Raw genomic sequence first — 13523 nt, forward strand, 5'->3', positions numbered from 1 at the left:
CCAGGCCATCACAATTCGCGTCCCGCGGGACGCGTCACGCTCAGGCGCGTCGGCCAGGGGTAATTGTGATGGCCTGGGGATCGGTCACACCGCGGTGAGGAGCGCGTCGTCCAGTTCCTTCAGGAGTTTGGCCTTCGGTCGGGCGCCGACGACGGACCAGATCGTTTCGCCGCGGTGGAAGAGGATCAGGGTGGGCAGCGCCATCACCCGGTAGCGGGCGGAGATCGCCGGGTTCTCGTCGGAGTTCAGCTTCACCACGGTCAGCTGTTCGTTGCGTTCGGCACCGATCTGGGCGAGGACCGGGGCGATCTGGTGGCATGGCGGGCACCACTGCGCCCAGAAGTCCACCAGCACCGGCTTCTCGGATCGCAGCACCACCTCGGTGAAGGTGTTCTCATCCACACTCAGCAGGTCGGTCATCGTTCGTCCTCCAACTCTCGGCATCGGTCAGGAGGTCGGTCAGCCGCGCCCGCAGATCGGTCAGTTCGGCGATCCGCCGGTCCACTTCCTCGATCCGGGTCCGGTACGCCGTCAGCGACGCGGGGCACACGTCCGCACGCGCGTTCCCGGCCCGCAGGCACTCGATGAACGGGTACGTCTGCTCCGCGGTCAGCCCGAGGCTCAGCAATGCCTTCACCTCACGCACCACGACCACGTCGTCCGGCTCGTACGACCGGTACCCGTTGGCCTCCCGCCGCGGCTTGAGCAGTCCCTGCGCCTCGTAGTACCGCACCGCCTTGACCGTCACACCGGCCTCGGCCGCCAGATCACTGATCCGCATCCCGCCTCCTTCACCCCGACGCTAAACCTTGCCCCCAGGGTCAAGGTCAAGCCAGGATATGCCGGGCCCCTTTCAGTGCCCGCGGAACGCCTCCTCCAGCCACCACGACGGATGCTCCGCGACGACCTTCGCGTCCACCAGCATCGGCGCCGCACGTGCTCCGTTCACCCAGTCCTTGACTGCGGTGAGATCTTTGGCGGTCCGCACGGTCACTGCCTCGAAGCCGTACCCCCGCCCGATCGCGGCAATGTCGGTCGGCGGGAACGTCACCGTCTCCAGCGCATGCCCGCCCGGACCGAAGTGGTGCACCTCGGCGCCGTACGCGTCGTCGTTGTACACGACCACGAGCATCGGCAGGCCCAGCCGGCGTACGGTATCGAGCTCGACGGCGCTCATCAGCGCACCGCCGTCACCCAGTACGGCGACCGGTAGGCGGTCCGGCTGCGCCAGCGCGGCACCGATCGCGGTGGCAAGCCCCAGCCCGATCGACTGGAACGCCTGGGTGAAGCAGAAGCCGTTCTCGTCCGGCACCGACAAGCAGACGCTCGGGTAGCCCATGAAGTTTCCGGAGTCGACGGCGATCACGCGTTCGGCCGGGAGCAGGTCGTCGAGCGCGATGCTCAACGTCCGTGGGTCGATCCGCTCCTCGGTGCTCTCGTCCTCGAACGCGACGTCCCTCCACCGCACGCTCCCGAGCTCGGCGGTGCGATAGCCCACGTGCTGCTCGCCGTACGCCTCGACCGCGAGCGTGGCAGTGAGCTCGACGTCGCCGGTGACACCCAGCTGGATCTCACGATGCACGCCGAGCGCGGACGCGTCGTCGTCGACCTGCACCACGGTCGCGTCGGGTCCGATCAGTTGACCGTGCCGCATCGTCCACATGTTCAGCGCGCATCCCCAGCCCACGATGAGGTCGGCGTCGCGGATCAGTTCGGCGGTACGGGGCGACGCGAAGCCGCCGGAGATGCCGAGATCCCAGGGGTTGCCGTGGAACAAGCCGTGCGCGACGGCCGAGGTCGCGAGCAGTGCGCCACAGCGTTCCGCCAACGCTTCGAGCGGCTGTCGAAGACCGCGACCTCCGCGCCCGGCGACGAAGACCGGCCGCTCGGCCCGCCGCAACAGATCGACCAAGGCCGCGACGTCGGCGTCGTCCGGCACGACCGCGTCCCGCGACGCCCGCTCCGCGGTGCCTGGTGCAGGCCGCTCCGCGGCGGCGGCCGACGGAACCTCCAGCGCCTGCACGGGAAGCGGAGCATTCAGCAGCACTGTCCGCCGTTCGCCTACGGCGGTTGCCACCGCTTCCTGCGCCTCCGCCACCGCGGTCTCCGCCGAGGTGATCCGCATCGGCACCGCGCCCACCGCACGAGCCAGCGCCTCCTGGTCGACGTAGAAGTTCGATTGCGGCTCAAGCACCTCCGCCGCGACGACGACCATCGGCGTACGGCTCTTCGCCGCCTCGGCGATGCCCGTCATCGCGTTCGTCAGACCGCAGCCCTGGTGGACCGACAGCGCGGCGACCGTACCGCTCATCCGTGAGTACGCGTCCGCCATCGTGGCCGCACCGCCCTCGTGCCGCGCGGCGACGAACCGCGCGCCGGCGGCCACCATCGCGTTCGTCAGGTGGAAGTTGCCGGACCCGACCACGCCGAACACCTGGCGGACGCCCGCAGCCGTCAAGGCCCGACCGACGGCGACCGCGACCTTCATCCGCGTTCGACCAAGGCGAGCACCCGGGCGGGCGAGCCGGAGCCGCCGACGATCGGCAGTGGACCGGCGATGACGACGGCGCCGGTCGGCGGCAGTTCGGCGAGGTTCTGCAGCTGCGTCAGCCCGTACTTGTCACTGCCCATCAGGTAGGAGTGGCACGGGAACGGCGGGTCGAACGAGTGCGCCTTGCCGGCGTCGGTCCCGACGGTCTCGACACCCAGACCGAGTACGGGCGACTCCTGCGCGACCCATCGCGCGCACTCGGGCGACAGGCCCGGCGTGTGCGGTCCGTTCTCGTCAGCGTTGAGGAAGGCCTCCTGCGAGTGCGATCGCGCGTCCCATCCCGTGCGTACGAACAACCAGCCACCGGCGGGCAGCGGGACGTTCTCCGCCTCCCACGCCTTGAGGTGGTCGACCTCGACGAGGAAGTCGGGGTTCTTCTCGACCTCGGCGGTGAAGTCGAGGACGACGGCCGGCGCGATCAGCCGACCTGCCGGCACCGACGCCACGTCCGCGAGGTCCTTGCCGGTGACCCAGTGGTTCGGTGCGTCGAAGTGGGTGCCGGTGTGCTCGCCGCTGGTGAAGTTGTTCCAGTACCACGCCGGCCCGCGGTCGTCGTACCTGCTGATCTCCGCCAACGCGAACGGCGCCGTCTGCCCGAACTCCGGCGGCAACTGAATCACCGGCGTCGACGCCGACAGCGGCGACGTCAGATCCACCACCTCGACCGATCCATCGGCGAGCGCCGCGACAAGTGCCGACAGAAGCGACGAACCGCTCATACGAACCTCCAGGCAAGTGGCAGACAGATCCCTGACGCTAGGACCCCAACCCTGCCCTCGTCCAGGAATGGCTCAGCGGGCGTTCTCGCTGACCCACTCCCCCAGGACCTTCGCGCTCGCGTCGACCAGCGCCGGCCAGTCGAGTGCTGCCTCATCGGCTGAGTCCGACACATGCTTGACGACCCGCACAGGTACGCCGTACGCCTGGCACGCGTACACCACGCCGTACGCCTCCATGTCCACCAAGTGCGCCCGTTCCGCCAACCGCGCCCGTACGACGGGATCCGTCACGAACACGTCCCCCGACGCCAGCACCGTCCCGTCCCCACCCGCGACCTGCAACTCGTCCTGCGGATCCAGCCCGATCGCTCGGACCGCCTCCGCGTTCACATCGTGATTGATCACAACACTCGGCAGAAACAACCCAGCCAACCCATCCCGCAACGCCCCAGTGGTCCCGACGTTGAGCACGACAAGCTCGCTGACATCCCGCCCCGCCAGAGCTCGACTGACGGCAACGGCGGCAGCAGTCTTACCAACCCCCGTCACGACGACCGGAACCCCGTCCGGCACATACCGAGCCTCACCAGCAACCGCACTGACAACCAAATACTCAGTCACCCACGAAGGCTATCCGTTCCACCTTCGATGTCACTCGTTGCAGCTCCGTCGCGCGCGTTCTCTGCCAACCGACTCAGGTCCCGGCCACCGCCGTACCGCCATGCATCCGCTGACCCGGTGAAATCCATCTCCACCGCGTTGAGCGTCTCAATTAGTCGCTGCGCGCGGCGCCAACGCACGAACTGGCTCAGAGCCGCGTTAATCGTTTCCTCGTCGCCGCTCGTGCCGAGTTCGGCCCGAGCCGCCGCCAGCCACTCGTCATTGACGTCCAGATCGATACGCGCCACCAGGCTGTTCTACATCGTGCAGCCGTGATCGCACGTCCTCCGCGCCGGAAGCTTCAGCTGACGCTGACGGTGGGTTCGCCGGGTTGGGTGGTTTCCATGGTTTCGGCGATGCGCATGGCTTCTTCGATGAGGGTTTCGACGATGGCGGATTCCGGGACGGTCTTGATGACCTCGCCCTTGACGAAGATCTGGCCTTTGCCGTTGCCGGAGGCGACGCCGAGGTCGGCTTCGCGGGCTTCGCCGGGGCCGTTCACGACGCAGCCCATGACGGCGACGCGGAGCGGAACCTCCATGCCCTCGAGGCCGGCGGTGACCTGCTCGGCGAGGGTGTAGACGTCTACCTGGGCGCGGCCGCAGGACGGGCAGGAGACGATCTCGAGCTTGCGCTCCCGCAGGTTCAGCGACTGCAGGATCTGCAGGCCGACCTTGACCTCCTCGACCGGCGGCGCGGACAACGAGACCCGGATCGTGTCGCCGATGCCCTTCGACAGCAGCGCGCCGAACGCGACCGACGACTTGATCGTGCCCTGGAACGCCGGCCCGGCCTCGGTGACCCCGAGGTGCAGCGGCCAGTCGCCGCGCTCGGCAAGCATCTCGTACGCCTGCACCATCACGACCGGGTCGTTGTGCTTGACCGAGATCTTGAAGTCGTGGAAGTCGTGCTCCTCGAACAGCGACGCCTCCCAGACGGCCGACTCTACGAGCGCCTCGGGCGTCGCCTTGCCGTACTTCTCCAGCAGCCGCTTGTCCAGCGAGCCCGCGTTCACGCCGATCCGCAGCGACGTACCGTGGTCCCTCGCGGCCTGCGCGATCTGCTTGACCTGGTCGTCGAACTTGCGGATGTTGCCCGGGTTCACCCGTACGGCGGCGCAACCGGCCTCGATCGCCGCGAACACGTAGCCCGGCTGGAAGTGGATGTCGGCGATCACCGGGATCTGCGAGTGCTGCGCGATCTCCGCGAGCGCGTCGGCGTCCTCCTGCCGCGGGCACGCGACCCGGACGATGTCGCAGCCCGCCGCGGTCAGCTCGGCGATCTGCTGCAGCGTCGTGTTCACGTCGTGCGTCTTCGTCGTCGTCATCGACTGCACCGAGACGGGCGCGTCGCCGCCGACGAGCACCTTGCCGACCTTGATCTGGCGGGTCTTGCGGCGCGGAGCGAGGGTAGGAGGCGGCAGCGCGGGCATGCCGAGGTTGATGCTCATGTGTCCTTATCCGTTGAACAGCTTGATGGGGTTCACGATGTCGGCGATGACGAGCAGCACGCCCATCACCACGATCACACTGGCCGCGACGTACGCGATCGGGAGCAGCTTGGCCACGTCGACGTACCCGGGGTCCGGCCGGCCGAACAGCTTGGCGAGGCCGCGCCGGATGCCTTCCCAGATCGCGCCGATCATGTGACCGCCGTCCAGCGGCAGCAGCGGGATGAAGTTGAACAGGGCGAGGAACAGGTTCAGCGAGGCGAGCAGCATGATCAGGCTCGCGAACTTCGCGCCGACGTCCAGGTCGCTGGAGGCGATCTCACCCGCGACCCTGCTCGCGCCGACGACGCTCATCGGGCTGTCCTGGTCGCGCTCGCCGCCGACGATCGACTTCGCGACGCCGACCAGCTTCTCCGGGAACCGGCCGAGCGCCTGCACCGTGGCGACCGTGTAGGTGCCCATCTGATCGAACGCGTAGCCGACGCTCTGCCGCTCGAGCTTGTTGTCCGGCGAGACGCCGAGGAACCCGACCGAGACGTACTTGTCCGATCCCGGCTTGTCCAGGACCTGGTTGACGATCGTGCTGGTGTGCAGGGTGAGCTGCTGGCCGTTGCGCTCGACAACGATCGTGGCGGCCTTGTCGGTGTTCGCCCGGATCAGCGGCGTCAACTGGTCCCAACTGTCGATTGTGGTGCCGTTGAACGCGACGATCTTGTCACCGACCTGGAACCCGGCCTGCTTGGCCGGCGACTCCTTGTCGCTGTCCAGGCACTTGCGGTCCGCGGATGCCTGGTCGGCCGGGATCACACAGTCGGTGACGGTGGAGATCGTGGTCTGCGGAACCCTGGCGCCGTACAGCGTGAAGAGACCGGTGAAGAGCACGGCGGCGATCAGCACGTTGACCAGTGGCCCGGACGCCATCACGATCAGCTTCTTCCACCACACCTTCTGGTAGAAGAGCCGGCCGTTGTCCTCGGGCGAGATCGTCTCGTATTCCGCCGTACGGGCGTTCTCGACCATCGACTGGATCGGGCCGGTGTTGGCCTTGCGCACCTTCGTCGGGTCCTGGCCCTTGGCGGGCGGCATCATGCCGATGATCCGGACGAAACCGCCGGCCGGGATCGCCTTGATGCCGTACTCCGTCTCGCCGCGCTTCACCGACCAGATGGTCCGCCCGAAGCCGACGAAGAACTGCGTGACCTTCATCCCGAACGCCTTGGCCGGGAGCATATGGCCCAGCTCGTGCAGCGCCACGGAGATCAGCACCCCGACAACGAACAGCACGATGCCGAGGGTGGTCAGAAGCACACTCATGCCTGCCGGTTCTCCTGTACGCCGGTGATCTCACGGGCTCGGGTTCGGGCCCACGCGTCCGCCGCGAGCACGTCGTCGACGGACAGTTCCTCATACGAGGGTACGTCGTGATCGGTCACCACCCGGGCCACCGTGTCGACGATCCCCGTGAACGGCAGCCGGCCGTCCCGGAAGGCCTGGACGCAGACCTCGTTCGCCGCGTTGAAGACGGCCGGAGCGGTCCCGCCCCGGGTCCCCGCCTCGCGGGCCAGCTGGACCGCCGGGAACGCCGCGTGGTCGACCGGCTGGAACGTCCAGGTGCTCGCTTCGGCCCAGTTCCACGGCGGCGACGCGTCCGGTATCCGGTCGGGCCAGCCCAGCGCGAGCGCGATCGGCACCGTCATCGTCGGTACGCCGACCTGCGCGATCGTGGAGCCGTCGAAGAACTCGACCATCGAGTGGATCGCCTGCTGCCGGTGGATGACCACGTCGATCCGGTCCATCGGGATCCCGAACAGCAGGTGCGCCTCGATCAGTTCGAGGCCCTTGTTGACCAGTGTGGCCGAGTTGATCGTGACGACCGGCCCCATCGCGAAGTTCGGGTGATCCAGGGCCTGCTCGACGGTCACGTTCTGCAGTTCGCTCCGCGGCCGGCCGAGGAACGGGCCGCCGCTTGCGGTCAGCAGGAGCTTGCGGACCTCGTCCGGCGTACCGCCACGCAGGCACTGGGCGATCGCGCTGTGCTCGGAGTCGACCGCGACGATCTGCCCCGGTTTCGCGCGCCGGGTGACGATCGGCCCGCCGATCACCAGCGACTCCTTGTTGGCGAGCGCCAGCGTGTTCCCGGCGTCCAGCGCGGCCAGCGTCGCGTGCAGACCGACCGACCCGTTGATGCCGTTGAGTACTACGTCACACGGCAGCGCAGCGAGCTCGCTGGAGGCGTCCGGGCCGGTGATGATCTTCGGGATCCGGAACTCGCCCTGCGCGTACCCCTTCCGCTGCGCCTCGGCGTAGAACGCCAGCTGCAGGTCCTGCGCGACCGTCGCCTTGGCCACCGCCACGACCTCGACCGCGAACTCGAGCGCCTGCTCCGCGAGCAGCGCGACGTTGTCGCCGCCGGCGGACAGGGCCAGGACGTGGAAGCGGCCCCGGTTCCGTCCGATCAGCTCGAGCGCCTGAGTACCGATCGAGCCGGTCGAGCCGAGGATGACGACGCTACGCGGGTTCACGGCCGCCATTGTTCCAGGTCAGCCCAGTAGTAGCCGGAACGGGAGCGCTCCGAGCCTGATCTCGTCGCCGTGGCTGACCAGCGCGGTCTCGATCGGCACACCGTTCACCAGTGTCCCGTTGGTCGACCCAAGGTCCCGCAGCTCGTAGCTGGTCGCGTCGATGCGCAGCAGCTCCGCGTGATGCCGGCTGACCTCTGGGCGGTCGATGATCAGGTCACAGTCCGGTGCGCGGCCGATCCGGGCCAGGTCGAGCAGCGGTACGACGTCCCCGCCCGTCCCGACCAGTGCGGGCTGCGGTCCGGTTTCCAGGGCGTCTGCGATCTCCGTCACACCAGCGGTCCGGATCGACAACGAGACGATCAGATCGTCGCCCTTGTCCACATGCAGGTTGTGCTGAGCGCCGTACCCCTGCAGCAGGTCGCCGTACTCGTCGATGACGACAGCGGACACGTGGTAGTACCCCGGCGGCAGCTGTGCGTACGCCGCTGCGCCGAGGGACGTGGTCAGTACTACGGCGTCGTACTCGCGGTGAGTGACGTCGGTGATCGTGATGAGGACAGGGCTGTTAGCGGTGAGATGTGCCTCGGCGCCGGTGTCACCCGGGGTGAACTCGACTGTGATCAGCGGCGCCGGCCGGAACTCGTCCAGCCCGACCAGGCGGCCCACCGCGGGCACCGTGCCGGTCGGAATGGACAGCGGGACGTACTGACCGTGTGACCGCACCAATACGTCGAGCTGCGGTCGCGGCCACCCGTTGCGGCGGGCGAGCAGGTACGCGCTGACCATGCCCTTGCTGAAGATGAAGGCCACATCTCCGACAACAGCCCGCACGAATCCGCTGACAGGTTCCATCGACACCCCCAGTGCATCAGTATCCCGGAATCCCTACTCCGGTACGCCGCAGCTCGGTGTGCCGCCGTAGCGTTGCCCGGGTGACTTCTGTGCTCATCATCGAGAACGACCGGGACAGCGGACCTGGCCGGCTGGTCGACTGGCTGGACGAGCGCGGGCTCGCTCCGGTCGTCGTACGGGCCTGGGACGGCGAACCCGTACCCGGGAGCGTGGACGGTCATGCGGCGCTCATCATGCTCGGCGGCGGCATGCTGCCGGACGAGGACGAGCGGTCGCCGTGGCTGCCGGCGGAGCGTTCGCTGCTGCGCGACGCGCATGGGCGGGTGCCGGTGCTCGGGATCTGCCTCGGTGCGCAGTTGCTGGCGCACACGTTGGGCGGTGAGGTGCAGGGGAAGTACGGGCAGCCGGAGAAGGGTGTGACCTCGTTGACGGTGCTGCCGGCCGGTGCGGACGACGTACTGCTGGCTGGGCTGCCGTCGACGGTGCGGGCCGTGGAGAGTCACCAGGACCAGATCACGCGGCTGCCGGAGGATGCGGTGCTGCTGATGTCCAGTGAGCGGTGCACGAACCAGATGCTGCGCATCGGGCAGAGCTGGGGTGTGCAGTTCCATCCGGAGGTCGAGGCAGAGCGGGTACGGCGGTGGAAGCCGGAGCGACTGCGGTCGCTCGGGTTCGACCCGGACGCCGTAGTGGCGGATGCGGAACGGTACGCCGTCGAACTGGAGAAGACCTGGTCGACGGTGGTGGGCCGGTTCCTGTCACTCGTCGGCTGATGCGGCGCTACCTTATGGGGCATGAGCCTGGAGCAGCCGCCGCCCAACCGCCGGGCATCCGACAACGACCGTGAGCGTGCCGCCGCCGTGGTCCAGGAGGCGCACACCGACGGGCGGCTGGACTTCGAGGAGCTCGACGAGCGACTCACCCAGATCTACTCGGCCAAGACCCAGTTGGAGCTCCGCAACGCGACCGCAGACCTGATGCCCGTCTCCCACGGCAGCTCCCAGGACCTGACGCTCCGGGCCCGGCACAGCGCGCAGAAGCGCGAGGGCGCGTGGGTTGTCCCCGAGCGGCTGACCGCGATCGCGGAGCACTCCTCGGTCAAACTCGACTTCACCGAAGCTGTCGTGCACTGGTCCGACATCCACGTCGACGCACAAGCCATCCACAGCTCCGTGGTGATGGTGATCCCCGAAGGCTGGAGCGTCGATATCGACCAGGTCGAGGCGAACCACAGCAGCGCCAAGAACAAGGCCGTAGCCCCCCGCCCCGGCGGCGTCCGCCTCCACGTCACCGGTAAGGCCCACCACGCCAGGCGTCATAGTCCGCCACCCCCGCAAACGCCGCTGGTGGTGGCCCTGGTACCGCAAGTGACCAGCTAGCGTGAGCGCATGACCGTTTCGCTGGATCTTGTGGATGTCGACTCGCTGCTGACCGCGGAGGAGGTCGACGTACGGGGGGCTGCGCGGCGGTTTGCGGATGAGCGGTTGCGGCCGTCCTTGCCGGAGTGGTTCGAGGCGGGGGCGATTCCGGCGCGGGAGCTGGCGAAGGAGCTCGGGGCGCTCGGGTTCCTGGGGATGCACCTGACCGGGTACGGGTGCGCCGGACTCGGACCGGTCGCGTACGGGCTGGCTTGTCTCGAGATCGAGGCGGCCGACTCGGGTATGCGATCGCTGGTGTCCGTGCAGGGCTCACTGGCGATGTACGCGATCTGGAAGTACGGCAGCGAGGAGCAGAAGTCGGAGTGGCTTCCCCGGATGTCCGCGGGTGAGGCGATCGGCTGCTTCGGGCTGACCGAACCGGACTTCGGCTCGAACCCGGGCGGTATGCGTACCAGCGCCCGCCGCGACGGTTCCAGCGACGGTGACGACTGGATCCTGAACGGCTCGAAGATGTGGATCACCAACGGCTCCGTCGCCGACGTCGCGGTGGTCTGGGCCCGGACGGACGACGGCGTCCGCGGCTTCGTCGTACCGACGTCGACGCCCGGTTTCTCGGCGCCTGAGATCAAGCAGAAGATGTCGCTGCGCGCATCCGTCACGTCGGAGCTGGTGCTGGACGACGTACGGCTGCCGGCGTCCGCGATGCTGCCCGAGGCCCGTGGTCTGTCCGGTCCGCTCGGCTGCCTGAACGAGGCCAGGTTCGGCATCATCTTCGGCGCGATGGGCGCGGCGCGGGACTGCCTGGAGACCGCGATCGCGTACGCCGGCGAGCGGATCGTGTTCGACAAGCCGCTGACGGCGTACCAGCTGACACAGGCGAAACTCGCCGACATGGCGGTCGAGCTGAACAAGGGCATCCTGCTCGCGGTCCACCTCGGCCGGCTGAAGGAGAAGGGCACGCTGCGGCCCGAGCAGGTGTCGGTCGGCAAGCTGAACAACGTGCGTGAGGCGATCGCGATCGCCCGCGAGTGCCGCACGATCCTGGCGGCGAACGGCATCAGCGGCGAGTACCCGATCATGCGGCACGCCAACAATCTCGAGTCCGTCCTCACGTACGAGGGGACGTCCGAGGTCCACCAGCTTGTGATCGGTCAGGCGCTGACCGGGCAGTCCGCGTTCCGCTGACGTCTGTATCCGCTCTGCCTGGGCGCGGCTAGGCTGCCGCGGGTGAATGCGCGGGCTTCACCGCCTCAGCCGCCAGCGTCAGCTAGAAGGTCTTGCTATTTCGCGACCTCAGTCGCGCGCGACTCCCGTACGACGGTCACGCGGATCTGACCCGGATAGGTGAGCTCCTCCTCGACCTGCTTCGCGATGTCGCGGGCCATCACCTGCGCCGCGATGTCGTCGACCGCGTCCGGCAGCACCATCACGCGGATCTCCCGGCCGGCCTGCATCGCGAACACCTTCTCCACGCCCTCGTGGTGCATCGCGATCTCCTCGAGCCGTTCGAGCCGCTGCACGTACGCCTCCAGCGACTCCCGCCGCGCACCCGGCCGGCCACCGCTCACCGCGTCCGCCGCCTGCGTCAGCACGGCCTCGACGGTACGGACCTCGACCTCGTTGTGGTGCGCCTCGATGCAGTGCACGACGTCGTCGTTCTCGCCGTACTTCCGCGCCAGCTCCGCACCGACGATCGCGTGACTGCCCTCGGACTCGTGCGTGAGCGCCTTCCCGATGTCGTGCAGGAACGCGCCGCGCTTGCACAGCTTCGGATCCAGCCCGAGCTCGGCCGCCATCATCCCGGCGATGTGCGCCGACTCGACCAGATGCTTCAGCACGTTCTGCCCGTACGACGTCCGGTAGCGCAGCAGCCCCATCGTCCGGACCAGCTCCGGATGGAGATCGGTGATCCCGACGTCAGCCATCGCGTCCTCGGCCGCCCGCTCGCACAGCTCGGCGACCTCGCCCTTGCTGCGCTCGTAGATCTCCTCGATCCGGCTCGGGTGGATCCGGCCGTCGAGCACCAGCGAGTCCAGGGTCAGCCGCGCGGTCTCCCGCCGTACCGGATCGAAGCACGACAGAAGCACGGCTTCCGGGGTGTCGTCGATGATCAGGTTCACGCCGGTCGTCTGCTCGAACGACCGGATGTTGCGACCCTCGCGCCCGATGATCCGGCCCTTCATGTCGTCACTCGGCAGGTGGACGACGGACACGACCGACTCACTCGTCTGCTCGGACGCCAGCCGCTGCACCGCGCCGGTGATGATCTTGCGGGCCTTCGTCTCGCCCTCGTCGAGCGCCTGCCGCTCGATGTCGCGGACGATAGTGTGCGCGTGCCGCTTCGCCTCGTCCTCGATCGCCGCGACCAGCTCGGCCTTGGCCTGCTCGGTGGTCAGGTTCGCGACGCCTTCGAGGATCCGGCGGCGCTCGTCCTCGAGATCCTTGATCTCCTGCTTGCGCTGATCCAGCTCCGCCAGCTGGGCGGTCAGCTCGTTGTGCCGTTCCTCGATCCCGCGGTGCTGCTCGTCGAGCCGCTCCTCGCGTTCGGTCAGCCGGTGGTCGCGGCGCTCCATCTCGAGCCGCTGCTCACGCAGATCGTCCCGGATCGACTGCGCCTCCGCCTCGGCCTCCCGGCGTACGTCGGACGCCCGCTGCTCGGCGTCCCGCCGTACCTCGGACGCCCGGTCCTCCGCGGCGCGGCGGATCTCCTCGGCGCGCTGCTCAGCGGCCTCGGCACGCGTCCGCAGTACGGCGGCGTCCTCCTCGGCCTGCCGACGTACCAGCTCCGCCGCGGACTTCGCGCCCGCGGCGAGCTGCGCGGCCTCGAGTTGAGCGGCCTCGAGCTGTGCGGACTCGAGCTGGGTGGCCTGCTGTTGGGAGGTTGCGGCGTCCACAGCCTTCCGGCGGGAGAGAGTGAGGCCGATCCAAGCCAGTAATCCGGCGATCAGCAATCCGATCAGGGCCAGGCCAACGGACATCCCGGTCATCGGCGTCTCCCCTCTCCTTCGAGTCCCACGCGGGAACTGTGGCCATCGGTCGAAGGGATGAGCCAGCCGGCCGTTCGGTAAGGCGTCTCCGGGGTACGGCGGTGCCGGCGCCACCTCTGCTGAGGCGGTACCGGTGCTGCCACTTCCGGCTGTGCCGACGGTGCTGCTGCGCACTCGCTGCTGATGTGCTGCCCAGCCTGCTCGCGGTCCGCGAACCCCCGTCCGCCGACTGCAGGGACGCCGCATCCGCGGCCGCCCAGCGTTGCTTGCTCACCGTGCGTCGCCGGTCGAACCCTCGGAGACCACGATGGCCCCGCTCGTGTCCTGTCAGGTCGCTGCCGTTCAGGTATTACGTGCGGTGCCGTCTATCCGACAGCGTTTGCACGACGCCGTCGTCCTTCCT

General features: G+C 68.5%; 14 protein-coding genes. 3 read left to right on the forward strand and 11 right to left on the reverse strand.

The features are described from left to right. Positions 1-84 precede the first annotated feature (84 nt). The 10 genes from trxA to ACLJOO_RS14500 form a co-directional block, all read right to left on the reverse strand. A complete protein-coding gene (gene trxA / locus ACLJOO_RS14455; RefSeq protein ID WP_410787578.1) occupies positions 85-420 on the reverse strand; it encodes a thioredoxin in 336 nt (111 codons plus the stop codon). After that, positions 395-781 (reverse strand): MerR family transcriptional regulator, encoded by a 387-nt coding sequence (locus ACLJOO_RS14460; RefSeq protein WP_410787579.1) that lies wholly within the window; start codon positions 779-781, stop codon positions 395-397. Before ACLJOO_RS14460 ends, trxA begins: the two co-directional genes overlap by 26 nt. Before the next feature lie 72 nt (positions 782-853). Further along, positions 854-2488, reverse strand: a complete 1635-nt coding sequence (locus tag ACLJOO_RS14465) for a thiamine pyrophosphate-binding protein (RefSeq protein WP_410787580.1) — start codon at positions 2486-2488, stop codon at positions 854-856. Beyond that, positions 2485-3270 carry a cyclase family protein gene (locus tag ACLJOO_RS14470; protein WP_410787582.1) on the reverse strand — a complete coding sequence of 262 codons (786 nt, stop codon included), beginning with the start codon at positions 3268-3270 and terminating at the stop codon, positions 2485-2487. Before ACLJOO_RS14470 ends, ACLJOO_RS14465 begins: the two co-directional genes overlap by 4 nt. Positions 3271-3342: 72 nt before the next feature. Continuing rightward, positions 3343-3891, reverse strand: a complete 549-nt coding sequence (locus ACLJOO_RS14475) for a nucleosidase (protein WP_410787583.1) — start codon at positions 3889-3891, stop codon at positions 3343-3345. Beyond that, the gene (locus ACLJOO_RS14480; RefSeq protein ID WP_410787584.1) at positions 3888-4178 is read right to left on the reverse strand and encodes a type II toxin-antitoxin system VapB family antitoxin; all 291 of its coding nucleotides are present in this window, start codon (positions 4176-4178) and stop codon (positions 3888-3890) included. The genes ACLJOO_RS14475 and ACLJOO_RS14480 overlap by 4 nt, the downstream gene beginning before the upstream one ends. A gap of 53 nt (positions 4179-4231) precedes the next feature. Beyond that, on the reverse strand, positions 4232-5380 hold the full coding sequence (gene ispG / locus ACLJOO_RS14485; RefSeq protein ID WP_410787586.1) for a flavodoxin-dependent (E)-4-hydroxy-3-methylbut-2-enyl-diphosphate synthase: 1149 nt from the start codon (positions 5378-5380) through the stop codon (positions 4232-4234). A 6-nt stretch (positions 5381-5386) separates the two neighbouring features. Further along, a complete protein-coding gene (locus tag ACLJOO_RS14490) occupies positions 5387-6694 on the reverse strand; it encodes a M50 family metallopeptidase (RefSeq protein ID WP_410787587.1) in 1308 nt (435 codons plus the stop codon). Next, a complete protein-coding gene (gene dxr / locus ACLJOO_RS14495; RefSeq protein WP_410787588.1) occupies positions 6691-7902 on the reverse strand; it encodes a 1-deoxy-D-xylulose-5-phosphate reductoisomerase in 1212 nt (403 codons plus the stop codon). The genes ACLJOO_RS14490 and dxr overlap by 4 nt, the downstream gene beginning before the upstream one ends. Before the next feature lie 18 nt (positions 7903-7920). After that, entirely contained in the window at positions 7921-8754 is an 834-nt protein-coding gene (locus ACLJOO_RS14500) for an FHA domain-containing protein (RefSeq protein WP_410787589.1), read from the reverse strand. Between the two features lie 80 nt (positions 8755-8834). On the opposite strand from ACLJOO_RS14500, the gene ACLJOO_RS14505 reads away from it, so the two are divergent. The 3 genes from ACLJOO_RS14505 to ACLJOO_RS14515 are packed head-to-tail and all read left to right on the forward strand — an operon-like array spanning position 8835 to position 11318. Next, a complete protein-coding gene (locus ACLJOO_RS14505; RefSeq protein ID WP_410787590.1) occupies positions 8835-9527 on the forward strand; it encodes a type 1 glutamine amidotransferase in 693 nt (230 codons plus the stop codon). Positions 9528-9548: 21 nt separating this feature from the next. Further along, complete coding sequence (locus ACLJOO_RS14510) at positions 9549-10133, forward strand: DUF1707 domain-containing protein (RefSeq protein ID WP_410787591.1); 585 nt, start codon at positions 9549-9551, stop codon at positions 10131-10133. 9 nt (positions 10134-10142) lie between these two features. Beyond that, positions 10143-11318: an acyl-CoA dehydrogenase family protein gene (locus tag ACLJOO_RS14515; RefSeq protein ID WP_410787592.1), complete on the forward strand. Its 1176-nt coding sequence runs from the start codon at positions 10143-10145 to the stop codon at positions 11316-11318. Positions 11319-11413: 95 nt separating this feature from the next. Here ACLJOO_RS14515 and rny read toward each other — a convergent pair whose 3' ends face one another. Continuing rightward, the gene (gene rny, locus ACLJOO_RS14520) at positions 11414-13120 is read right to left on the reverse strand and encodes a ribonuclease Y (RefSeq protein WP_410787593.1); all 1707 of its coding nucleotides are present in this window, start codon (positions 13118-13120) and stop codon (positions 11414-11416) included. Positions 13121-13523: the final 403 nt, after the last annotated feature.

Origin of the sequence: Kribbella sp. C-35 (genome assembly GCF_046549195.1) — a bacterium.
In the GTDB taxonomy this organism is placed as follows: Bacteria; Actinomycetota; Actinomycetes; order Propionibacteriales; family Kribbellaceae; genus Kribbella.

What these genes read in the sequence shown, in the direction of transcription:
- trxA (WP_410787578.1), bottom strand. Translation starts at nt 420, where the DNA reads ATGACCGACCTGCTGAGTGTGGATGAGAACACCTTCACCGAGGTGGTG.
- ACLJOO_RS14460 (WP_410787579.1), bottom strand. Translation starts at nt 781, where the DNA reads ATGCGGATCAGTGATCTGGCGGCCGAGGCCGGTGTGACGGTCAAGGCG.
- ACLJOO_RS14465 (WP_410787580.1), bottom strand. Translation starts at nt 2,488, where the DNA reads ATGAAGGTCGCGGTCGCCGTCGGTCGGGCCTTGACGGCTGCGGGCGTC.
- ACLJOO_RS14470 (WP_410787582.1), bottom strand. Translation starts at nt 3,270, where the DNA reads ATGAGCGGTTCGTCGCTTCTGTCGGCACTTGTCGCGGCGCTCGCCGAT.
- ispG (WP_410787586.1), bottom strand. Translation starts at nt 5,380, where the DNA reads ATGAGCATCAACCTCGGCATGCCCGCGCTGCCGCCTCCTACCCTCGCT.
- ACLJOO_RS14490 (WP_410787587.1), bottom strand. Translation starts at nt 6,694, where the DNA reads ATGAGTGTGCTTCTGACCACCCTCGGCATCGTGCTGTTCGTTGTCGGG.
- ACLJOO_RS14500 (WP_410787589.1), bottom strand. Translation starts at nt 8,754, where the DNA reads ATGGAACCTGTCAGCGGATTCGTGCGGGCTGTTGTCGGAGATGTGGCC.
- ACLJOO_RS14510 (WP_410787591.1), top strand. Translation starts at nt 9,549, where the DNA reads ATGAGCCTGGAGCAGCCGCCGCCCAACCGCCGGGCATCCGACAACGAC.
- ACLJOO_RS14515 (WP_410787592.1), top strand. Translation starts at nt 10,143, where the DNA reads ATGACCGTTTCGCTGGATCTTGTGGATGTCGACTCGCTGCTGACCGCG.
- rny (WP_410787593.1), bottom strand. Translation starts at nt 13,120, where the DNA reads ATGACCGGGATGTCCGTTGGCCTGGCCCTGATCGGATTGCTGATCGCC.